This is a genomic window from Agromyces sp. NPDC029043 (assembly GCF_055564615.1).
Window position 1 is genome coordinate 42,331 of sequence record NZ_JBVHVX010000019.1, and the last position, 21,543, is coordinate 63,873.

General features: G+C 68.4%; 16 protein-coding genes. 6 read left to right on the forward strand and 10 right to left on the reverse strand.

Going from position 1 to position 21,543, the window contains the following annotated elements; all coding sequences use genetic code 11:
- Window positions 1-24: 24 nt before the first annotated feature.
- The 3 genes from ACZ4TW_RS19165 (at window position 25) to ACZ4TW_RS19175 (ending at window position 3,875) form a co-directional block, all read left to right on the forward strand.
- The gene (locus ACZ4TW_RS19165; RefSeq protein ID WP_465545341.1) at window positions 25-1,497 is read left to right on the forward strand and encodes a zinc-dependent metalloprotease; all 1,473 of its coding nucleotides are present in this window, start codon (window positions 25-27) and stop codon (window positions 1,495-1,497) included.
- A 76-nt stretch (window positions 1,498-1,573) separates the two neighbouring features.
- Window positions 1,574-2,467 (forward strand): hypothetical protein, encoded by an 894-nt coding sequence (locus ACZ4TW_RS19170; RefSeq protein WP_465545343.1) that lies wholly within the window; start codon window positions 1,574-1,576, stop codon window positions 2,465-2,467.
- Window positions 2,468-2,558: 91 nt separating this feature from the next.
- Window positions 2,559-3,875: an ABC1 kinase family protein gene (locus ACZ4TW_RS19175; RefSeq protein WP_465545344.1), complete on the forward strand. Its 1,317-nt coding sequence runs from the start codon at window positions 2,559-2,561 to the stop codon at window positions 3,873-3,875.
- Here the strand turns inward: ACZ4TW_RS19175 and ACZ4TW_RS19180 are convergent.
- The 5 genes from ACZ4TW_RS19180 to ACZ4TW_RS19200 all read right to left on the reverse strand — a co-directional run bounded on the left by ACZ4TW_RS19180 (window position 3,841) and on the right by ACZ4TW_RS19200 (window position 9,133).
- Window positions 3,841-4,941: a polysaccharide deacetylase family protein gene (locus ACZ4TW_RS19180; protein WP_465545346.1), complete on the reverse strand. Its 1,101-nt coding sequence runs from the start codon at window positions 4,939-4,941 to the stop codon at window positions 3,841-3,843. The genes ACZ4TW_RS19175 and ACZ4TW_RS19180 overlap by 35 nt on opposite strands.
- Complete coding sequence (locus ACZ4TW_RS19185; RefSeq protein WP_465545348.1) at window positions 4,928-5,683, reverse strand: methyltransferase domain-containing protein; 756 nt, start codon at window positions 5,681-5,683, stop codon at window positions 4,928-4,930. Before ACZ4TW_RS19185 ends, ACZ4TW_RS19180 begins: the two co-directional genes overlap by 14 nt.
- Before the next feature lie 227 nt (window positions 5,684-5,910).
- Window positions 5,911-6,168 carry a WhiB family transcriptional regulator gene (locus tag ACZ4TW_RS19190; protein WP_465545455.1) on the reverse strand — a complete coding sequence of 86 codons (258 nt, stop codon included), beginning with the start codon at window positions 6,166-6,168 and terminating at the stop codon, window positions 5,911-5,913.
- Window positions 6,169-6,733: 565 nt separating this feature from the next.
- On the reverse strand, window positions 6,734-8,857 hold the full coding sequence (locus ACZ4TW_RS19195; protein WP_465545350.1) for an ATP-dependent DNA helicase UvrD2: 2,124 nt from the start codon (window positions 8,855-8,857) through the stop codon (window positions 6,734-6,736).
- 51 nt (window positions 8,858-8,908) lie between these two features.
- Window positions 8,909-9,133, reverse strand: a complete 225-nt coding sequence (locus tag ACZ4TW_RS19200) for a mycoredoxin (protein WP_465545457.1) — start codon at window positions 9,131-9,133, stop codon at window positions 8,909-8,911.
- Window positions 9,134-9,632: 499 nt separating this feature from the next.
- Between ACZ4TW_RS19200 and ACZ4TW_RS19205 the strand changes: the two genes are divergently transcribed.
- Window positions 9,633-10,532 carry a hypothetical protein gene (locus tag ACZ4TW_RS19205; protein ID WP_465545352.1) on the forward strand — a complete coding sequence of 300 codons (900 nt, stop codon included), beginning with the start codon at window positions 9,633-9,635 and terminating at the stop codon, window positions 10,530-10,532.
- Between the two features lie 39 nt (window positions 10,533-10,571).
- Here ACZ4TW_RS19205 and nudC read toward each other — a convergent pair whose 3' ends face one another.
- Genes nudC through ACZ4TW_RS19225 form a run of 4 tightly spaced genes read right to left on the reverse strand, consistent with a single transcriptional unit; the run spans window position 10,572 to window position 19,568 of the window.
- Window positions 10,572-11,501, reverse strand: coding sequence for an NAD(+) diphosphatase (gene nudC, locus ACZ4TW_RS19210; protein ID WP_465545354.1), 930 nt, complete (start codon window positions 11,499-11,501; stop codon window positions 10,572-10,574).
- On the reverse strand, window positions 11,498-12,565 hold the full coding sequence (locus ACZ4TW_RS19215) for a potassium channel family protein (RefSeq protein WP_465545356.1): 1,068 nt from the start codon (window positions 12,563-12,565) through the stop codon (window positions 11,498-11,500). Before ACZ4TW_RS19215 ends, nudC begins: the two co-directional genes overlap by 4 nt.
- A 54-nt stretch (window positions 12,566-12,619) precedes the next feature.
- Window positions 12,620-16,003, reverse strand: coding sequence for a UvrD-helicase domain-containing protein (locus ACZ4TW_RS19220; RefSeq protein ID WP_465545358.1), 3,384 nt, complete (start codon window positions 16,001-16,003; stop codon window positions 12,620-12,622).
- The gene (locus ACZ4TW_RS19225) at window positions 15,996-19,568 is read right to left on the reverse strand and encodes an ATP-dependent helicase (RefSeq protein WP_465545360.1); all 3,573 of its coding nucleotides are present in this window, start codon (window positions 19,566-19,568) and stop codon (window positions 15,996-15,998) included. Before ACZ4TW_RS19225 ends, ACZ4TW_RS19220 begins: the two co-directional genes overlap by 8 nt.
- Before the next feature lie 81 nt (window positions 19,569-19,649).
- Between ACZ4TW_RS19225 and ACZ4TW_RS19230 the strand changes: the two genes are divergently transcribed.
- Window positions 19,650-20,456: an alpha/beta fold hydrolase gene (locus ACZ4TW_RS19230; protein WP_465545362.1), complete on the forward strand. Its 807-nt coding sequence runs from the start codon at window positions 19,650-19,652 to the stop codon at window positions 20,454-20,456.
- A 4-nt stretch (window positions 20,457-20,460) separates the two neighbouring features.
- On the forward strand, window positions 20,461-20,772 hold the full coding sequence (locus ACZ4TW_RS19235) for an MGMT family protein (protein ID WP_465545364.1): 312 nt from the start codon (window positions 20,461-20,463) through the stop codon (window positions 20,770-20,772).
- Here the strand turns inward: ACZ4TW_RS19235 and ACZ4TW_RS19240 are convergent.
- Window positions 20,729-21,529, reverse strand: coding sequence for a sirohydrochlorin chelatase (locus ACZ4TW_RS19240; protein ID WP_465545366.1), 801 nt, complete (start codon window positions 21,527-21,529; stop codon window positions 20,729-20,731). The genes ACZ4TW_RS19235 and ACZ4TW_RS19240 overlap by 44 nt on opposite strands.
- Window positions 21,530-21,543 lie beyond the last annotated feature (14 nt).

Consider the following 21,543-nt stretch of genomic DNA (forward strand, 5'->3'; position numbering starts at 1 on the left):
CGGCCGGGCGGTACCGTGGATGTCATGACCGATCTCCCCTTCGGCTTCTCGTCGTCCGACAACTCCGACGACGACAAGAACAAGCGCCGCGACAACTCCCCCGGCGATTCCTCCGGCAATGCCGGCGGGCAGAATCCGTTCGGATTCCCGCTCGGCGGCACGGAAGGTTTCGATCCCTCGTCCTTCGACCCGTCCCAACTCGGCCAGATGTTCTCCCAGCTCGGCAACATGTTCAGCGGCATGGGCACCGGTATGTCGGGCGGCGGCGGAGGCCCGGTGAACTATCAGGTCGCCACGAATCTCGCCCGCCAGCAGATCGGCAATTTCACGCCGATCCTGGACAAGGAGACCGGTGCGGTCAACGACGCGGTGCGGTTGGCCGAGGTGTGGCTCGACGACGCGACGACCCTGCCCAGCGGCGTCACGACGTCGGTCGCATGGACGCCGGTGCAGTGGCTCGAGGAGACTCTGCCGACATGGAAGCGTCTGTGCGATCCGGTCGCCGAGCAGCTCTCCACCACCTGGGAGAAGAATCTGCCGCCCGAGGCCGCGCAGTTCGCCGGCCCGATGATGGGCATGCTCACCCAGATGAGCGGCATGGCCTTCGGCACGCAACTCGGCCAGGGACTCGGTCACCTCGCCAAGGAGGTGCTCAGCGGCACCGACATCGGACTCCCGCTGGCACCCGAGGGCACCGCGGTTTTGCTCCCCGAGGCCATCGCCGCTTTCGCCGAGGGACTCGAGCAGCCCGGCCAGGAGATCGTCGTCTTCCTCGCTGCGCGTGAGGCAGCCACCGTGCGGCTGTTCGCCCATGTCGGGTGGCTCCGTCAACGACTGCTGTCGACCGTCGAGGAGTATGCCCGCGGCATCAGCATCGACTTCAGCGGTATCGAGAACATGACCTCGCAGATCGATCCGACGCAGCTGCTCTCCGATCCGTCCAAGCTGGAGGAACTGATCAGTTCCTCCACGTCGTTCGAACCGACGACGACACCGGAGCAGACGGCCGCACTGAACCGGCTCGAAACCCTCCTCGCCCTCGTCGAGGGCTGGGTGGAGCAGGTCGTCTCGGCCGCCCTCGGTGACCGACTCCCGAGCGCGAGCGCACTGACCGAGACGATGCGTCGTCGTCGGGCATCGGGTGGACCGGCCGAGCAGACCTTCGCCACCCTCGTCGGCCTGGAGTTGCGCCCCCGCAAGGTGCGGGAAGCATCGGCGCTGTGGCGCCAGTTGCTGGAGTCGTCGGATATCGAGACCCGCGACGGCGTGTGGGCCCACCCCGACCTGATGCCCGACTCGGAGGATCTCGACAATCCGGCAGGATTCATCGACCGTGTCATCGGCGGCGACGTCAGCACCTTCGACGATCCGATCGCCGAACTGGAGAAGACCATCGCCGCCGAGCGCGAGGCCCAAAAGGGCGGCGCCACAGGCGGTTCCGATGCGGCACCGGACGGCCCGGACGAGGACGATCAGGACGACACCCCCGGCCGCTGAGCGCCTGCACGCCGGTCGGAACCGAGCCTGTGGATGAGTTCCGCCGCTGCCGCCCGATCGGTGGCAGAGTTGCGCCATGGCAGCCCTCGACATCACCCCGACGCCCCTCGCCTCCACCCGGACGGGCCCCGTCGAGATCCCCTCGCCGGTGCCGGAGCTGCGCCCCAACACGCTGGTTATCACGTTGCCGGACAATCGAATACGCGTGGGTGGAGGTCCCGACGGCCTGCTCATCGAGCTGAAGCCCGCCGTCGACTCGATCAAGGTGGCGACCCTCCTGCGGTGGTTGTCGACGCCGCGTGACCGGGCGACCTTCGCGCGGCGGGCACGGTCGGCGGGGCTGACCCAGCACGACGCCGCGGTGATCCTCGCGGCCCTCACCGCGGCCGACAAGCTCGTCACCGCGAACACCGAACCGGCCACCCCACCGCTGCGCATCCATGTGCACGGGCACGGGTCGGTCGGGTCCGCGCTGCGGGATATGTTGCGGCCGAATGGCTTTCCCCTGACCGACCTACTCGGGGCCAGCCTGGTCGTCCTCGCCGACGATCTGGTGTGCGAGCCTCTGCTCATCGCCGACCTGATGAAGTTGCGCATTCCCCATCTGCCGGTCCTCGTCCGCGACGGCGTGGGCGTGGTGGGGCCGCTCGTGCTTCCCGGCCTGACGAGTTGCCTGCGCTGCGCCGATCATCACCGGTCGATGCTGGACCCGGCCTGGCCGGTGATCGCCACCCAGTTGATCGGGCGCCCGGGGGTCGCAAGCGTCGCGACGACGCGCGCCACCGCCGCCCTCGCCCACGAACACATCGAGCAACTGTCGCGGGGTGTCGGGGACCCGTCGTCGTTGCCCGGCGGGCGACCGCAACTGGAGAATCGTGCGCTGGAACTGCGGCCGACCCCCATGCGGTTGGTGGAACGCGCACGCCGCACCCATCCGCTGTGCGGCTGCGCGCCGGCGGTATTGCCCTGACGACATCGCCCCGACTACGGCCGCCGAGTCTGCGGCGGTCGGCGGAATCGGTGGGCGGTTCCTCTATCCTTGATCCGGGGAAAGGATCTCGATGAGTGACATCACACGGGGACAGGGTCGCCGCAACGCGAAGCTGGCCTCGCTGCCGCTGGGTATGGCCGGACGCGCCGCCGCCGGACTGGGCAAACGCATGGTCGGCAAGGACAAGGACGAGGTCAACCAGGAACTCCTCGAGAAGGCCGCCGAACAGCTCTTCGCGGTGCTCGGTGAGCTCAAGGGTGGAGCCATGAAGGTCGGCCAGGCGATGTCCATCATGGAGGCCGCCATCCCGGAGGAGTTCGGCGAACCGTTCCGCGAGGCACTGACCAAACTCCAGGCCGAGGCACCGCCGCTACCGGCGTCGAAGGTCCATCAGGTCCTCGATCAGCAGCTCGGCACCAAATGGCGTGAACGCTTCCGCGAGTTCTCCGACGAGCCGGCCGCTTCGGCGAGTATCGGCCAAGTCCACAAGGCCATGTGGTCCGACGGTCGCGAGGTCGCGGTGAAGGTGCAGTACCCCGGCGCCGATCACGCCCTCAAGGCCGACCTCAAGACCCTCTCCCGGATGTCGGGTCTGCTGCAGAAGCTCTCCCCCGGCACCGACGTCAAGGCGATGATGGACGAGCTCATCGATCGCACCGAGGCAGAACTCGACTATCTCGGCGAGGCCGACAATCAACGCGCCTTCGCGAAGGCCTTCGACGGCGACCCCGATTTCGTGGTCCCCAAGGTCGTCGCGAGCGCCCCGAAGGTCGTCGTGTCCGAATGGATCAACGGCACACCGCTGTCACGGATCATCACCTCCGGCGATCAGGACACGCGTAACCAGGCGGCCGCCCGCATGGCCACCTTCGAGGTGAGTTCACCGTTCCGCGTCGGACTGATCCACGGTGACCCGCATCCGGGCAACTTCTTCATCACCGACGACGGCCGGTTCGGCGTCCTCGACTTCGGTGCCGTCGGGCACTATCCGAACGGTTTGCCGCCCGAGACCGGGCCGATTCTGCGGCTCGCGCGCGACCGCAAGTACGACGAGCTCAAAGAGCTCATGGTGCAGACGGAGTTCATCCGCCGCTCCCATGCGGACAAGGTGAGCGCCGCCGACATCGAGGCGTACCTCAAGCCCTACGTCGATCCGCTCTACAGCGAGTCGTTCCACTTCACCCGCAAGTGGATGCAGCGTGCGGCCGGCAAGGCCACCGATGTGCGCGGCGACGTGTACAAGACGTCACGAAACCTGAACGTGCCCAAGCAGTATGTGATGGTGTTCCGGGTGTTGGCGGGCTGCGTGGGTATCGCCGCCCAACTCGAGGCCGAGGCCCCCTACCGGGCGATCATGGAAGAGTGGGTGCCCGGCCTGGCCGGGTGACGGACTTCTCGACGATCCCGGTGGTGCTCGGCGAGCTGTCCGCGAGGAGCCCGTGCCCGACCCGCAACCACCGGGCGAACCGATCACCGTCCATCTCGATCGCCTGGAGCCGCGGCAACGCGTGTCGATCATCGGCCGCGGTGACCGACATCGGCACACTCGTGCACGCCGAATCGATGCCGAGGTCGGCGACCAGCGCACGCGTGGCGTCGTCGAATCTGCCGTAGGGGTAGGAGAATCGCGTGACCGGCCGCCCGACGCGCTCGGTGAGCAGTGCCTGTCCCCCGGCGATCTGTACCCGTTGCCGGGTCAGCGGATGATCGGTGAGGGAGGCGTGATCGAGGGTGTGGCTGCCGATGGTGATCAGGGGATGCGCGGCCAGCACGTCGAACTGTTCGTCGGTGACCGGGAGTCGGTGCGGCGGTGATGTCGCGGGCTGATCCGCCCAGGCCAGCAGGTGATCGATCGCGGCATCCTGCTCGGCGGGTTCGAGGACGACGATCCCATCCCACAGTGTGCGGAACAATCGCTGCCGCTCGGTGCGCGGCTCGCAGGAGTCGGCGCGCCAGCGCGGGTCGTCGTTGCGATCGCAGCCGCGCCGGGCAAGCGTGAACTCCTGCGGACCGCTGCCGAACGGAAAGCTCAGGTGCTCGGGCAGCGGGCCGCTGCACAGGATCGCGCGTTCCAGTGCGTCCCACCAGAATTCGCGGGTGCGGCCGATGCCGTTGCCGATGATGAAGATCGTCGCCGGGATCTCGTGGCGTTCGAGGATCGGCAGTGCGGCGGTCAGATTGTCGGCGTAGCCGTCGTCGAAGGTGACCGCGAGGCGGCTGCCGCCCGAGGTGAGGACGCCACCCCGGTCGGCGGTGAACGCCCCGAGGTCGACGGCGGCACGAGTGGCGGCGAGCACCCTCATCTGCTCGTCGAAGGCTGCGGGACTGACGCAGATCTCCCACGGGTCGACACTCTCGGTGGCGATGCGGTGGTACATCAGGATGCCGCCGCGCCGCCGAAAATGCCGCGCCCGCAACCGAAGTGCCGAGATCACGGCGCTACGGCGTGACATCGATTTTCCGTGCGACGGCGGCCACGATCACCGGATACTCCGGATCGACGACGGCGAGTTCCTGCTCGGAGAACTCCCGCGCGGACATCCCCTGCAGGAACGACGTCGCGGAGAGCACATTGCCGTAGCCACGCCCACGCACGCCGTCGGCGGAGAAGGATTCGGCGAGCAGTCGGGTGAGAGCGAGTTCGGTGAAACCCCAGTACCAGGTCCATGCCGGGTCGGCGATCTGGCTGATGCAGGGCACGGTGCACAACACGACGCCGCCCGGCTTCAGAATGCGATGCATCGTGGTCACGGCCGCGCGGACGTCGAAGATCATCTGCAGGGTCTGGGTGATGATGATGCAGTCGTAGGAGTTGTCCGGGATCTCCGACGCGTCGGTGAGATCGGCGACGTAGGTCGCGTCGTCGTGGTCGACGTAGTTCAGCATGTCCGAGCGCGTGACGCCGGTCCCGAATCGTTCGGTGTAGGTGCGCTCCCCGACCTCGAGCACGGCGCCGGTGATGAGGGGGCTGTGCTCGGCGAGGAAGTTCTCGATGTAGAAGCGGTCGATGGGTTGACCGCGGTCATAGCCGTAGCCGCGGCACACGGGCTCCAGCCGACGCAGATCGCCGAACTTCACCTTGCCGATCCGGGGGCGCTGTTTGCGTTCCCCGATGACCTTGATCGCGCGCTGGTACTTCTCCTCGCCCAGCACCTTGCGTGCGAGTGCGGTCCGCGTGCTCTGCAGTTGCGTCATCGCATCCCGTTCCGGCTACCGACCCATTCCTGCGAGTTAGGTGAACCTTACCTGTGTGGCGGCAAGGTCGCCGCATCGGATGTCCCCTCGGAGGTCCGACAGCGCGGAAAGGAGCGCGCGAAAGAGAGGGACCACGTGACCCCGAAACGCAGGCCACGCCGCGAGTGCGGTGATCACTCGCGGCGTGGTCGGCCGTTCGGTTGTGCTCGCCCCCGCGGCGCGCGGGATCATGCGGCGTTCTTGCGCGGACGTCCACGCGGACGCTTGCGCGCGACGACGGTGCCACGGTCGAAGATCTCGCCGCCCCACACACCCCACGGCTCGGAGCGGTCCAGCGCGGCGGCCAGACACTCCGACCGCAACGGGCAGTCGACGCACAATTCCTTGGCGCGCTCCAGATCTCGGGGGTCCTCGGCGAACCACAGGTCGGCGTCGCTGACCTGGCAGGGGACGTCGACGGAGCGGCGGGAGTCCCCCGCCGTCATACACGACTCCAGCACCAATCCGGTACTCATCAGTTGTTCCTCCACATCGATCAGGTTGTTCTCGGTCTCTGTGCGAACCGGGTGCCCGTCGACTGTGGATCTCTTACTCACCGGTGAGGCGGGAGAGGGATCACAGACAAAAAGGCCACGGGTTCGCTGGTCGCGATTCGCCCGTGGCCTGTATGTCTCGGATGGTCTCCTTACGCGTGTGACGCGTGGGGGATGATCCGGTGATACACGGGGAATCGCTGATGCGCTCGTGCGGCGTGCACGTGTGCCGGCTTGGCGGCCACTGCTGCTGCAGCGCGCAGCTTCTCGACGGCATGCCACGCACGACCACGAATGGGCAGAGCGAGGGTCTGCGCCGGCAGTGCATGCTTCGGTGCGAATGTCACGCCCGAGATCACGATTCCGATCATCGTCGAAGACCTTCCTTTCTGCTCGTCGTTGGTGCGGTGGTGTGTCGTCGGAGACCGGTCAGGTGCACGCCGCACTGCGACGGACACACGACGATCTCCCCGTGATGACCCGACCAGCCTAAAACGCCCGGGCGGACATGCACAACCTATTTTTGACCTGCGGTTTTGATGACGTCGATCAGTTCTTCGCCGTAGTCGACGAGTTTCTTCTGCCCGATCCCGTGAATGCCGAGCAATCCCTGCTCGTCGTCGGGGCGCTGTTCGGCGATGGCGATGAGGGTCTTGTCGCTGAATACGGTGAATGCGGGCACGTCGCGCTCGCGGGCGCGGGCCAGACGCCATTCCTTCAGTGCGACAAGCAGATCCTCGTCGAGGTCGCTCGGGCACCGATCACAGCGACCGAGCAGGGCCGCCGACGATCCGACCAGGCGGGTGCCGCAGACCCGGCAGACGGGGCCCTTCTTCTGCTTGCGTGGTTCGGCGATCTTCGACGCCGGCGAATCGTCGGGGATGATGTCGACGAGGAAGCGGGACCGGCGTCGGGAGCGTCCGCCCTCGTTGCGGGCCAACGCCCACGACAGATGCAGATGCTCGCGGGCACGCGTCACGCCGACGTAGAAGAGCCGACGCTCCTCCTCCACCTCGTCGTCGCCGGCCGTGATGGCCTGACTGATCGGCAGTGAACCGTCGGTCAGGCCGGTGAGGAAGACCGCATCCCACTCGAGTCCCTTGGCGGCATGCAGCGACGACAGCGTGACGCCCTGCACCGTCGGTGGGTGACGCGCCTCGGCGCGGGCCGCGAGATCGGCGACGAGCCCCTGCAGGGTGAGATCCGGGGTGTCCTCGACGAGGCCCTCGGCCAGCGTCACCAGGGCGCGCAACGATTCCCAGCGAGCCTTGGCCTGCGCGCCGGTGGGTTCCTCATCGGTCAGACCCAGCGGGACCAGCACCGCCCGGACCAGCGTTGGCACGGTGTTGCTGCCGTCGGCGGCCTCCGCGGGCGGGAGATCGTCACGGGCGGCGGCGGCCTGCAGATTACGCATTGCCTGACGTACCTCGCCGCGGGTGAAGAACGCCTCCCCACCGCGAACCTGATACGGAATCCCCGCCTCGGACAGCGCTTGCTCGTGATTCTCGGATTGGGCGTTGACGCGGTAGAGGATCGCGATCTCCGCGGGCGCCACGCCGGACTCGATGAGGCGCTTGATCTTGGTGGCCAGCGCAGCGGCCTCGGTCGGCTCGTCGGGATACTCGGCGAACTCGGGGCGCGGCCCGGGATCGCGCTGGCCGATCAGCCGCAGGCGGGTACCGGCGATCCGCCCGCGGGCGGCACCGATGACCTCGTTGGCGAGATCGACGACCTGCGGGGTGGACCGATAGTCACGCTCGAGTCGGACGAGGGTCGCGTCGGGGAATCGGCGGGTGAAGTCGAGCAGGTATTTCGGGGTGGCGCCGGTGAAGGTGTAGATCGTCTGGTTGGCGTCGCCGACGACGGTCAGATCGTCGCGCTCCCCGAGCCACTCGTCGAGCAGGCCCTGCTGAGCAGGCGTCACGTCCTGATACTCGTCGACGACGAAGCAGCGGTATCGCGATCGGAACTCCTCGGCGATCGCCGGATCCGAGCGGAGGATCTGGGTGGTGTAGATGAGCAGATCGTCGAAGTCGAGGAGACGATCACCGGTCTCGGAGAACTTGGCCTGCTCATAGCCGGCGTACACCGCGGCGACCTTGTCCGGCGGCGCGGGCGAATCACGCCGGGCCGACGTCACCGCCTCGGTGTAGCGCTCGGGCGAGATCAGCGACGCCTTGGCCCACTCGATCTCCGAGGAGAGGTCGCGCAGGGACTCGGTGGTCGTCGGTAGGCCGGCCCGACGCGCAGCCCGCGAGACGATGGGGAATTTGTTGTCGAGCAGTTCCCAACTCATCCCGGCGAACACCCGGGGCCAGAAATACCGCAGCTGCCGCATCGCCGCCGCGTGAAAAGTCTGCGCCTGCACCGAGTTTCCCGGACCGCTGATACCCAGCGACCGCAGCCGCCCGCGCATCTCGCCGGCCGCCCGCGCCGTGAACGTCACCGCGAGTACCTGGCCGGGATTGACCTGACCGGTATCGATCAGGTGCGCGATCCGACGGGTGATGGTGCGGGTCTTGCCGGTCCCGGCACCCGCCAGCACGCAGACCGGTCCGCGAGGCGCGAGAACGGCAGCGCTCTGCTCCGGATCGAGTCCGGCGACGATGGCACCACCGCGAACAATGCTGGGATCGGTCACGCCGACCACTATCCCAGACGCTCCCGACACTCACCGGAAGCCATCGGTCGCTCAGGCGCCGAGCTTGGCCTTGACCTCGGCGATCGACGGATTAGTGGCAGTCGAACCGTCGGCATAGAGGATGGTGGGCACCACATGATTGCCACCGTTGACACTGCCCACGAACTCCGCGGCATCGGGATTGAGTTCGATGTCGATCTCCTGCCACGGAATCCCTGCACTCTTGAGCCCGGTCTTGAGGCGGGCGCAATATCCACACCACGAGGTGGTGTACATCGTCAGTTCGCCGGAATCGGAGGTGCGGGCGCCGGCGTCGTCGTCGATCACGTTGCTCATGCTGTTCATAACACCACGTCCGGCGATCGTGTTCCGGATGAACGACGCAGCGGCGGCATGAGCCCGAACGGACTAATTCCGAGGGTCGACGACCCGCACGGTACCCATGCGGAGAATCGCTCCGCGATAATTCGCGCACGACATCGTTACCGAACCGAAGGACTCCGCCGCGGTGCGTTATAACCCTCCCCCGAACTGGCCGCCACCGCCGTCGCCGGACTGGCGACCGCCCGAGAACTGGGGCCCCGATCCGGCGTGGGGTCCGCCGCCGACCGGGTGGGAGTTGTGGCTCGAGGACGCGCCGTCGACACCTGGGCCGTCGACCGTCGCACCCGAACCCGACCCCGCGGCACCCGAACCCGCTTCACCCGAACCCGACGCCCCTCCGACGACGACTATCCCGACGACAGCGATCCGGGCGGCAACCGCGTACTCGGAGGTGCAACCGACGCATTCGATCAACGCCCCGGGGCCGCCCGACGGGTGGCAGATCCCGATCGCGCCGCAACCCGAACCGCGCTATACCGCACCGGGTTTCGATCAACGCCCCACCGAGTACCTGCCCAATGCGGCGCCGCCGAAGAAGTCGTCGTCGGTGATGCGCGCACTCAAGCATCCGGTGTGGATCTCGCTGGGCACCCTGATCGCCGTCGCCGGACTGATCGTGACCTACTTTCAGGTGCGCCAGGACGGCAGCGCCTCCGCCGGGAGTCTCGAGTTCGCGGCGGTGACCTTGCAGAACCCCGAACCGATCAAGGCCGTCACCTACGACGTCACGAATCCGTCGGCCACCACTCCGGTCACCGATCGCACCGTGACGCCGATCGACATCACCATCAAGAACAACGGCGGCACCGCGGCGCACATCGGCACCATCAAGGCCGACGTGCTGATCGGGGAGAATGTCGACTGCGGTCGGCAGGGCGGCGAGACGCGGGTGTCGGCGGAGTACTCGCTCACGATTCCGTTCAGCCAGGCCGGCGGCGTGCAGAAGAACGTGTCCGCGCCGATCGATTTCACCGTGCAGCCCGGATCGACCGACCGGATGGTGGTCACCGTCGGGCTGTCCGAGGAAACTCACGTTCCCTTCGCCCTGGCCGTCAAGCTCACCCTGGTTCCCGACTCGGGGCCGCCGATGCAGATCGAGCCGATGGCACTTATCAACCCGTACGGGGTCGATAACGAGATGCGCATGATCGAGATGATGGGATCGTCCGCGGACTTCAAGCAGTGCGTCACCGAGAAGCAGCAGACGATCGACGGCATCTACACGGCCACCAAGGTCCAGTCCCCCGACCTCAACCGGCTGCGCGACGCCTACGCGCAGGTGATCGCCTGAGATCTGCCCGGGTAACAGCCGACGCGATCGGCGGCCGGGTCAGTTCGCGTAGGCCCAGGCCGTGATCATCGCGTGGGCGATGGAGATCGACCCGGGCAAGCGCAGGCGAGGGGCGTCGGCGGCCGGCGTGCCCGGGGTCTCGTCGCGGGACCAGTTGTTGCCGAGCTCGAGTGCGGCGATCACCTCGGCGCGATCGAACCAGATGGCGTCGCCGATCTCGCCGTCGAGGAACTGCAGTTCGTCGTCGGGATTCCCGATCGCCTCGAAGCCGAGCATCAAAGAGCGCGGGAACGGCCACGGCTGACTCCCGAGGTACTGCGGATCGTGTACCTCGATGCCGACTTCCTCACGGACCTCACGGATCACGCACTGCTCCAACGACTCCCCCGGCTCGACGAAACCGGCGAGGGTCGAGTACCAGCCCTCGGGCCACACCGATTGACGGCCGAGGAGGATACGGTCCGCGCCGTCGTGGACGACGGTGATGATCGCCGGGTCGGTGCGCGGGAACTCGTCGTGACCGGAGGCATGACGGCGGACCCAACCACCACGCGCGGGAACCAACTCGTCCCCGTTCACCGGCGAAAAGGACGCGCTCGCATGCCAATTCAGGATGCCGAGGGCGGCGGCGAGGAGCCCGGCCTCGTCGGCGTCGAGGTGGGCGGCACCACGACGCGGATCCGAGGAGTCGCCGTCGATCGTGTCGGTGCGCAGCGCCCACAGGTCGGTACCGAGGACGCCGAGGAACGCCGCGTCGGCGGGTGGTTGCGGTGCGACCGTCAACGCGTCGACCCACCGCAACGACCCGTTCGGCAGCATGGGATAGCGTCCGGCGGCGTCGATCAGCAGGACGCGGGCACTCGGCCATCCGGTGATCATCCGCTCGGGTTCGTCGCGGATCTCGTCGGCGCGCGAGTACGTCGCCCGCGACAGCATCGGCGGTTGGGTGAGTTCGAATCTCGCGCTCACTCCGACGGCCCCTTCCGGACGTACAGCAAACGGTCGCCGGCTTCGATCTGCTCCACCTCGCTGTCGTCGACACGGTGCAGCACACCTCCCCGCACCACGCCGAGCACGATGTCTTTGGTGTGCGACGGCGAGCCGCCCGTCTCCGTCGGGTCCACCTCGCGCTCGGCGATGGCATACCCCTGATCAGGAGTGAGCAGATCCTCGATGACCTCCACCACCGACGGTGTGGCCGTCGCGATGCCGAGGAGGCGGCCGGCCGTCTCCGACGACACGACCACCGAGTTGGCGCCGGATTGGCGCATCAGGTGGGTGTTCTCCGATTCACGGATGGACGCCACGATCTTGGCGCGCGGATTGATCTCGCGGGCGGTGAGGGTCGCGAGCACCGCGGTGTCGTCGCGGTTGGTGGCCACGACGATCGACGACGCGTGCGCGACACCCGCCAGACGCAGCACATCGGATTTGGTGGCGTCGCCGCGCACGGTGACGAGGCCATCGGAGGCGGCGGACTCGAGCACCGTCGGATCGGCGTCGACGATGACGATCTCCGAGGGCTTGGTGCCGTCACCGATCATGGCGTCGACGGCGGTGCGGCCCTTGGTGCCGTATCCGATGACCACGGTGTGATTACGCACGGTGTTCCTCCAGCGCTGGATCTTGAGTGCTTGCCGGGAGCGCTCGGTGAGCACCTCGAGAGTGGTTCCGATGAGGACGATCAGGAAGAGCACACGCAGTGGCGTGATGATCAGGACGTTCAGCAGGCGGGCTTCGGGAGTGATCGGGGTGATGTCGCCGTAGCCGGTCGTCGAGAGCGTGACCGCCGAGTAGTACAGCGCGTCGAGGTAGGACAGGGAGTTGTCCTGCACATCCCGATACCCGTCGCGGTCGAGATACACGATCGTCGCGGTGAAGAAGAGCGCGATGATCGCGAAGACGACGCGTTTGCCGATCGCCCGTCCCGGACTCGACTGCAGTTCCGGAATCCGGACGACTCCGACGAGCGCATAGTCGGGGCGGTCGGCGAGCTCACCACGCGAGAGGCGCCGCCGAATCCGGTTACGCATGACGCCTCCCGCAGCCAGGTTGAACCAGTCTCATAATTCTTCGACGAATCTAACTCATGTGGCGAGCATTCCCGCGAGTGCCGCGGCATCCGGCAGGTCATCGGGTTCCAGGGTGTAGCCGCTGCGGACGTAATGGAACGCCGCCCGCACACGTTCCGGTGCGACGCCGGCCAGTTCGGCCCACGCGATCCGGTACGCGGCGAGCTGAACCAACGCCGAGGTCCGCTTCGCGCCCTCGGGAACCGCACCGGTCTTCCAGTCCATCACCAACCAGCCGTCGTTGGGTTCGGCGAAGATCGCGTCGATGCGTCCGCGGATCACCGTCGTCCCGATGACCGTCTCGAACGGCACCTCCACCTCGGTGGGACTGCGCTGCGCCCACACCGACCCGAGAAAGCGGTCGCGCAGTTCGTCGAGATCGGCGTCGGGGGTGGCGGTGGCGTCGGCGGCGCCGGGCAACTCGTCGATGTCGAGCAGGTTGGTTGCGCCGAAGAAGCGTTCCACCCACGCGTGGAACGCCGTGCCGCGGCGTGCAGTCGGGTTGGGCGCGAACGGAATCGGCCGACGCAGCCGCTGCGCGAAACCCTGCTCGTCAGAATCGAGTTCGACGAGTTGACTCACCGACAGATGGGCGGGCAGCGCGACGTCGACGAGGGCCACGTTGGTCGAGTGATGTTCGGCGAGCAACGCGCGCACCTCGGCCCGCCATGCGAGTAGTTCGATCATCGCCGGGTCGGATTCGGCGGCGTCGAGAAGGTCCGGCTCCTCGGGGGCCTGCGCGACCGCAGCTCCCGGACCGTCGTCGAAGAGGGTCTGCACGTCCCGCGCCGCGAGCTCGCTCACCACCGCGGAGGCGGCGCGTTCGATGGTGTGGCGCCGCTCGGCGAGCGGATCGTAGGGCCAGACTCGGCTCGTGTCCTCGTCGTCGAGTGGGTTTTCCGCGCCGTCCTCGGGGTCGGGGGCGATGTGATCGATGATCAGCCCGGAGGAGTCCGTCGTCGGATCGGCGATCGACTCACTCATCACGGTGTGCAGTTCGTCGAAGAAGATCGACGGCCCGCGCGGTTTGTCCCTGCCCGGCGACCAGTGATGGGCCGACAGCAGCAGCGCGTCCTTTGTTCGGGTGAGGGCGACGTAGAGCAGCCGACGATCCTCCTCAAGGCGGCGTTCGGCGATGGCCGCCTTGTGATCGTCGATGGCCTGTTCGAGTTCCTTCCGGTCGTTGAAGGGGTGACGCAGGTCCAGGCGCGGGAATCCCTCGCCGGTGGCATCGGGATCCTCGGCGGGTGTCGCCACGAGATCACCACGCAACTCGGCCGGCAGTTCCTTGGGGCTCCCCAACCAGGTCGAGTCGGCCCGGCCACCGGGAAAGATCTTGTCGCACAGATGAACCAGGGCGACGACGTCCCACTCGAGCCCCTTGGCGGCGTGCACGGTCAGTATCTGCACGCGGTCGGAGGCGACCTCGATCTGCCCCGGTGTCAGACCCTTCTCGATGACCTCGGCGGCGTCCAGAAAAGCCAGCAGGCCGGGCAGGTTCGCGCCGGGCCGTTCGGCGTAGTGGGCGACGTAATCCGCGAAGGCGTCCAGATGCTCACGGCCCGTGGTGGATCCGCGCATTCGGCGGGCCCTCACCTGCGCCTCGACCGCCACGCCGATCGCCACCTCGACGTCGGCGACCAATTCGGGAAGTGGCTGACCGATCCTGCGCCGCAGGGTCTCCAGCTGGCGCCCGAACACCTTGATACGCGCGAGTCCCGATTCGCTGTAGCGCGACGGATCACCCGGATCGATGACGGCGTCGGCGATCCCGGCCTGATCGACGGACTCGGCGGGCAATGCCGAATCGAGTGCGGCGTCGAGTTCCTCGCGAGTCGTCATCACGCCGGTGGCCTCGTTGCGGTTGATCACCGCGATCTCCCGGGCCCGCCGCCACAGCGCGGCCAGATCGGCCGCGCCCAACTGCCAGCGCGCCCCGGTCAACAGCCGCATGGCCGCGGTGCCCGCCATCGGATCGGCGATCAACCGCAGCGTCGCGACGATATCGGCGACCTCGGGCACGTGCAGCAGGCCGCCGAGTCCCACCACTTCCGCCGGAATACCCCGGACCTGTAGTTCGGCAGCCAGCGGCGCCGAGTCCTCGTTGCGCCGCACCAGGATCGCCGTGGTCGGCGGCGCCTGCCCGGAGGCCTCGGCATCACGCCACCGTGCCTCGATATGGTCGGCGATCCAGGCCCGTTCGTCCAGGACGGTCTCACACAGCGCCAGCTGGGCGGTACCCGCCGGTGCACCGTCGCGAGCGCGTAGCACACTCACCGGGACCCCACGCCGACGCAGCTCCTCCGACGTCTCGTTCGCCAGGTGCAACGCGGACGTGCTGTTGCGCCAACTGGTCAACAACTCCCGACGATCCGACGGTGTGGCGTCGGCCTTGGGGAAGTCACGGGTGAAGCGAGGCAGGTTCGCCGCGGACGCGCCGCGCCACCCGTAGATGGACTGGATCGGATCGCCGACGGCGGTCACGGCGACAGGAGCACCGCCACCGAACAAGCCGGACAACAGGATTCGCTGAGAATGGCCGGTGTCCTGATACTCGTCGAGCAGCACCGCGCGCACCGATGTGCGTTCGGCGTCGGCGACGTCGGGATGATCGCGGACGAGACGAGCCGCCATGGACATCTGCGAACCGAAGTCGAGCGCCGATTGCGCCTTCATCGCATCGACGAGGGCCGCCACGATCGGGATGAGCTCGCGGCGTTCGTCGATGACCTCCTGGTACTTGCGCACCTGGTTGCTGGGCGCCGCCTGCTGACGCGGACCCGGCGGCAGCGTGTCGATCAGGTGATAGAGGTCATCCCCGGCGCCGGCGAGATCGTCGAGGTCAACGAGGTGTTCGGCGGTTTCGGCGTAGAGCTTGAGGACCGCCTCGGTGACCGACGCGGGAACCTTCGGGGTGGTCAGCTCCCCCGGCCAGGTGGACACCACCCCAAATGCCAACTGCCACAGTTCCGTTTCCGACAGCAACGTCGATGTCGGTTCCACCGGCAGGAGCAGGCCGTAATCGGCGATGAGCCTGCCCGCGTACGCATGATAGGTGCTGACTTCCGGATCGGCGCTGCGCAGACGGGCGGCCAGGGTGCCCGCCGGATCCCAGTGCCGCAGCGCCGACGACCCCGCGAGCATCGACAGCCGTCGCCGGATGCGCGCACCGAGTTCGCTCGCGGCCTTACGCGTGAACGTCAGGCCGAGGATCTCCTCGGGGCCGGCCAGTCCGTTGGCCACCAGCCAGACGACGCGCGAGGCCATCGTCTCGGTCTTGCCGGCGCCGGCGCCGGCCACCACCAGCATCGGCTCCAGGGGAGCCTCGATCACCTCGATCTGTTCCGGTGTGGGCGCGGGCAATTCGAGCGCCGCGGCCAGCGAGGTGGCGCTAATCATCGATCACCGACTTCCCCCGCAACTGCGCTGGACAACTCGTCACCAGCGAACAGGTCACGCATCCCGAGTTCGGGGTGGCCGTGTAGGTGGGACCGACGCTCGCGCGGGCCGCGGTGCGTACCAACGCCGTCCATTCCTCGAGTTTCTCCGGGGTCGGCGGATCCTGGGTGCGTTGCGCGGCCCCGGTCTTCTTGTTCACCGACGACACGAACACCAGTCGGCCGCCACCGGGTTCGGTGACCCCGAACCCGGTGATCCCGCCCAGTGCGATCGCGACCTGATAGGCGGCGAGCTGGGCGTGATCAGCGGCGTCCTTCGCGGTGATCGGCGACTTGCCGGTCTTGACGTCGACGACCACCGGACGCCCCTGCGCGTCGGTCTCGAGTCGGTCGATGCGTCCGCGCAGCCGAACGGCGAGATCATCGTCGGGGGCGGGCGGCACCGTCGCGTCGACGTCGGTCTCCACCGCGTACTCGGTGAGCTCGGCGCGCGAGACCCGCAGCCAGTCACGAAAGTTCGAGAGCATGCCCTCGGTCCGCTCGAGTTCGCGTGCGGAGTACCACGCCACACCGTTGTCGACGCGGTCCCAGATCTCGCGCAACGCGTCGGCGACATCGTCGGGGTCGATGTTGCCGGCCACCGCCTGCACCAGGGTGTGCACGAGCGTTCCGGTGATCGCCGGGGCGGCGTCCCCGTCCCGGCCACCATTGCGTTCCAGCATCCAGCGCAGCGAACATTTCGAGAGCGACTCGACATTCGACGGCGACAGCGGCACCGGCCCACGGCCGGAATCCCACAGTGCCACATCGGTACTCGCGCCGGCGAGCCCGTACCAGTCACGCGGGTGCGCACCGGCGATGTCGGCGTCGGCGAGCTCGGCGAGGAGTTCGGCAGCGACCTGCGCGCGGGCCGGGAGTGCTCCCGCATCACCGGCGCCCGGCTCCCCGGCCGCACCGGAGCCCGGCTCCCCGGCCGCACCGGAGCCCGGCTCCCCGGCCGCACCGGAGCCCGCCTCCGCGGCTCCGTCGACCAGCGCCGCGCGCAGCGTCGCGACCATCGATGGCAATGACAGCACCCGACCGACGCCCGGATGCAGCGGCAGCTCGTCGAGGGTCTCTCCGTACTCGTCCGACTGGCCATCGAGATCATCGTATTCTCCTGTTGCGGAGGCGATCTCACCGATGAATCTGGAGGGAGACGCATCACCGACGCCGTCCTCGACGGCCGTCACCAGCAGGCTGGACCGGGCGCGCGTGCAGGCCACCAGGAACAGGCGTCGTTCGTCGGCGACAGCCACCGAACCCCGGGCGACGGTGTCCACCGCGGCGGCCGACATGCCGTCGAGGAGATCGACGAGTTGCCCCGTCGAGAGCACGCTGCCCCGGCTCTTCAGCGATGGCCACAATCCGTCGAGCACCCCGGCGACCGCCACGACCTCCCACTCACGACCCGTCGCGGCATGTGCGGAGAGCACGGTCACCGAGTCCGCGGCGGCACCGGCCGCACGGCTGTCCCGAGGGATCTGCAGCTGCGTCAGGTAATGGACGAATCCGCTCGGCCCCGCGGCGGGCAGATTGTCCACGAAGGTGCCCGCGGCCTCGAACATCGCGATGACGGCGTCGAGATCACGGTCGGCCTGTTCCCCGAGGGGCCCACCCCGCAGAGCACTGGCCGCCCAGCGACGATCGTGTCCGGTTTCCTGCCAGGCCGCCCACAGGGTCTCCTCGAGCCCACGGTTCGCGCTGTGCACGCGATACGCGGCGTCGACGACGGACAGCGCCCGACGCAGCGGCTTGGCCTCCGACTCGGACAGTCCACGCAGATACCGTTGTGCCGCTTCGGTATCGAGGAGAGCCGACCGCAACGAGGTCAGCGAGTCGACGTCGACGACGCCGGCCTTCTCGTCGAGGCGGCGGACCCCGCGGCGCAGCCGCCGCATCGACCCCGGGTCACCGCCGCCGATCACACCGGTGAGCAATTCCATGACGTCGTCGAGGGTGACATCGTCGGCAGTCTCGGAGACGCCGAATTCGTGTGCGAGACCGGCGGTATCGGCGGCGATCCAGACACCGCGCCGCGTATCCCGCGCGGCGATCACCTTGAGGACGAGCATCAGACCGATCACCGCGCGCTGCCGGTGCAGGGGCAGATCGGAGGTAGGGGTGGACATCGGGACACCGGCTGAGCGGAATGCGCGTCGTAACGCGGGCAGCGCCAACGAGACCGACCGCACGATGACCGCCATCTCCGACCACGGCACGCCGTCGAAGAGGTGCGCCCGGCGCAGCAGATCGGCCACGGCGGTGGCCTCCTTCGCCGAGGACGAGAACACCTGCACCCGTGCGCCCGTGGCGGTGGCCGGTCCGGCGGCGTCGGTTTCCGCAGTGGCCGGTTCGGGGTAGGCATGTGGCCGGGCACCGGGCAGCCGCGCCACCAGCGCCCGCCCGACCCGGTTGATCGACGGGTGGCTGCGGTGATCCACCGTCAGCACCACGTCCCGCGGATCGCCGGAGTCCGCGAGTCCGTCGGCGAAGGACGGGTTCGCGCCGCGGAAGCCGAACACCGATTGGTCGGTGTCGGCGGCGATGATCGTCGAGTCCGTACCGGTCCCGATGAGCGTCAGCAGCGATGCCGCCTGCGGATCGAGGTGCTGGGCATCATCGACAAGGAGATGCCGGATGCGGCGGCGCTGCCCGGCCAGCAGATCCGGGTCGGTGGCGAAGGCCGAGAGCGCCGAGCCGACGAGTTCGGCGGCGTCGACGGCGGGTGCCGATGCACCGGGAGTCGCGAGGCCGACCGCACCGCGCAGCAGCATGTTCTGCTCGTACTGGGCATACGCCCGACCGGCCGCCACCCATTCGGGCCGTTTGTGGTGACGCCCCAGTGCCGTCAGATCCTCCGGGCCCACCCCGCGCTCGGCGGCGCGCATCAACAGATCACGCAGCGCCTGCGCGAAGCCGTCGGTGGCGAGTGCCGGACGCAGATGAGGTGGCCAGTACCGGGCGCCGTCCTCGATGTCCCCGGCGAGCAACTCCCGCAGCACCACGTCCTGTTCCGAGCCGGTGATCAGCCTCGGCGGCGGATTCGAATGGGCGGAGGCCTGCAACCGCAGGATGGCAAAGGCGTAGGAGTGCACGGTGCGCACGAGCGGCTCGCGGACCGCACCGCGGCCGGGCGCCTGACCCTCGTCTGCCCCGCCGGCGAAACCGGCATCCGATGCGAGCACCCGGCGGGTGATCTCCTCGCGCAGCGTGACCGCCGCCCGCCGATTCGCGGCGATCACCAGCACCGACTCCGGACTGACGGCCGGGTCGGTGAGACGTGCGACCGCGGCGTCGACGATCAGTGACGTCTTACCGGTGCCCGGCCCACCGTGAACGCGGAACGGACTCCACGCGTCCTCCCCCGCCGGCCTCGACGTCGTGCCGATGACCGCGGCGGCCGGCGCCGGCCACTCGCGGGTCGTCGTGGCGGCATGATCACCGGCGACCAGGCGCGCACGCAGGGCGGCGCCACGCACCGAACCGCCCCGCGCGGAGGTGCCGCGCGCCTGTTTGCTGACCATGACCCCATCGTTGCACGCACCACCGACAACGTTGCGGCGGCCGCGGAACAGCGCAGACGCACACCTGCAAGGATGATGCGCATGCCACTCAACGTCGACGTCTTCGGCCCCGACGACCCGCACGCCCCCGCGATCCTCGCCGTCCACGGACTCACCGGCCACGGTCGACGGTGGCGGCTGTTGGCGGAGGAGCATCTCCCCGGCGTACGGGTCATCGCTCCCGATCTGCTCGGGCACGGCTTCTCACCGTTCACCCCGCCGTGGTCGATCGACGCGAATGTCGACGGACTCATCGAGGTGATCGACACCCATCTCCCCGACGACACGTCCCCGATCCTGCTCGGTCATTCCTTCGGCGGCGCGATCTCGGTGCATCTCGCGCACCGGTTGCACGAGGCCGGCCGCGGGCCCGCCGAGATCATCCTGCTCGATCCGGCACAGGGCCTCGATCCGGAGTGGGCGCTGAGGGTGGCCACCGACAGTCTGGAGCATTGGGATTACGCCGACGCCGACGCCGCGCGTGCCGCGAAGCGTTCCGAGGGCTGGGCCGATATCCCGGATCGTGTGTTGGACAACGAGATCGACGATCATCTCGTCGATCTCGGCCCGGGCCGAGTCGGGTGGCGCGTCAGCAAACCCGGAGCGGCGACGGCCTGGAGCGAGATGTCCCGACCACACCGCCTGCCACCCGCCGGGGTGCCGACGACGGTCGTCGTCGCCGATCGTGTCGACCCACCGTTCGTCCGCGCGGGTTTCCTCGCCGACCTCCCGGAGCAGGTGGAGATCATCCACGCCGACTGCGAGCACATGGTGCCGTTCCTCGCGCCGGATCTGGTGGCGCGGCTGGTGAGGCGGGCCGTCGACCGACGCGACGCGGACCGGGACTGACCCGATGGCCGCGGTCAGCGACGCCGAGATCGAGGCGGTGCGCGCGCTGGTCGCCGCGATTCCCACGGGAAGGGTCACCACCTACGGCGACCTGGCGGCGGCGGTGGGACTGACAAGCCCGCGGATCGTCGGCTGGATCATGCGCACCGACTCCGCGGATCTCCCCTGGCATCGGGTCATCGGCGTATCCGGTTCTCCTGCACCACATCTGGCGCAGCGTCAGCTCGATCGGCTGGCCGCCGAGGGGGTGCCGGTGCGGGACGGAAAGGTCGTCATGCGTGTGGCTCGGTGGACGCCCGGCGCCGATACGGACTGACCGCAGCACGCATGCGGGTGACGATGAGGTCGCAGATCCGGGGATCGGCACCGAGCGGCTCGGTCACGATGTCGGCGCCGTAGGTGTGCAGCCGTTCGTGAAAGAGCCCGGGAGCCAACAGGTAACTCGTGATCACCACCCGGCGACGCCCGAGCCGTCCCCCGACCCCGTGCCGCCCCCCGCCCAAATGTAGGCCGCCGCCGTGATGCACGCCCCCACCGTGATGCAGGCCCCGGCGCACCGCCGCGACAACGTCGGGGACGGCCGGTGATGCGGTCGTGATGAAACCGACCTCGATGCGTCCTCCGATCAGGTTCTCGAGTTGGCGGGCGGCGAGATGCACCTGACCACAGGCACTCTCATCCGACGACCCGGCCGCGGCGAGGACGACGACGTCACCGGGACGCCATCCCGCCTCGATCAGCCGCAAGCGCAGGACCGCGGCGATCGTGTGATCCGGCCCGAGCGCACGGGTGACGATGGTGTCGGAGCGTCCTGCGTCGGCAACATGTGCCGGAATATCTTGGCGCACATGGTATCCGGATGCCAGAAACGCGGGGACCAGAACCGCCGGACGATCCAGATCGGCGATCACCTCGCTCGGCGTCGGCCCCAGCACGTCCACGAATGCCGTCCGGGTGACGCCGATCCGTTCACTCACGCCCGCGGCGATCTCGGCGATCACACCGACGCCATGCGGACTTCGCGTGCCGTGCGCCACGATGATCGGACTGACATCGCGCAGCCGATCGCCCACGGGTAAACCGTCCA

What these genes read in the sequence shown, in the direction of transcription:
- ACZ4TW_RS19165 (WP_465545341.1), top strand. Translation starts at nt 25, where the DNA reads ATGACCGATCTCCCCTTCGGCTTCTCGTCGTCCGACAACTCCGACGAC.
- ACZ4TW_RS19170 (WP_465545343.1), top strand. Translation starts at nt 1,574, where the DNA reads ATGGCAGCCCTCGACATCACCCCGACGCCCCTCGCCTCCACCCGGACG.
- ACZ4TW_RS19175 (WP_465545344.1), top strand. Translation starts at nt 2,559, where the DNA reads ATGAGTGACATCACACGGGGACAGGGTCGCCGCAACGCGAAGCTGGCC.
- ACZ4TW_RS19180 (WP_465545346.1), bottom strand. Translation starts at nt 4,941, where the DNA reads ATGTCACGCCGTAGCGCCGTGATCTCGGCACTTCGGTTGCGGGCGCGG.
- ACZ4TW_RS19185 (WP_465545348.1), bottom strand. Translation starts at nt 5,683, where the DNA reads ATGACGCAACTGCAGAGCACGCGGACCGCACTCGCACGCAAGGTGCTG.
- ACZ4TW_RS19190 (WP_465545455.1), bottom strand. Translation starts at nt 6,168, where the DNA reads ATGACGGCGGGGGACTCCCGCCGCTCCGTCGACGTCCCCTGCCAGGTC.
- ACZ4TW_RS19200 (WP_465545457.1), bottom strand. Translation starts at nt 9,133, where the DNA reads ATGTACACCACCTCGTGGTGTGGATATTGCGCCCGCCTCAAGACCGGG.
- ACZ4TW_RS19215 (WP_465545356.1), bottom strand. Translation starts at nt 12,565, where the DNA reads ATGCGTAACCGGATTCGGCGGCGCCTCTCGCGTGGTGAGCTCGCCGAC.
- ACZ4TW_RS19220 (WP_465545358.1), bottom strand. Translation starts at nt 16,003, where the DNA reads ATGATTAGCGCCACCTCGCTGGCCGCGGCGCTCGAATTGCCCGCGCCC.
- ACZ4TW_RS19225 (WP_465545360.1), bottom strand. Translation starts at nt 19,568, where the DNA reads ATGGTCAGCAAACAGGCGCGCGGCACCTCCGCGCGGGGCGGTTCGGTG.
- ACZ4TW_RS19230 (WP_465545362.1), top strand. Translation starts at nt 19,650, where the DNA reads ATGCCACTCAACGTCGACGTCTTCGGCCCCGACGACCCGCACGCCCCC.
- ACZ4TW_RS19235 (WP_465545364.1), top strand. Translation starts at nt 20,461, where the DNA reads ATGGCCGCGGTCAGCGACGCCGAGATCGAGGCGGTGCGCGCGCTGGTC.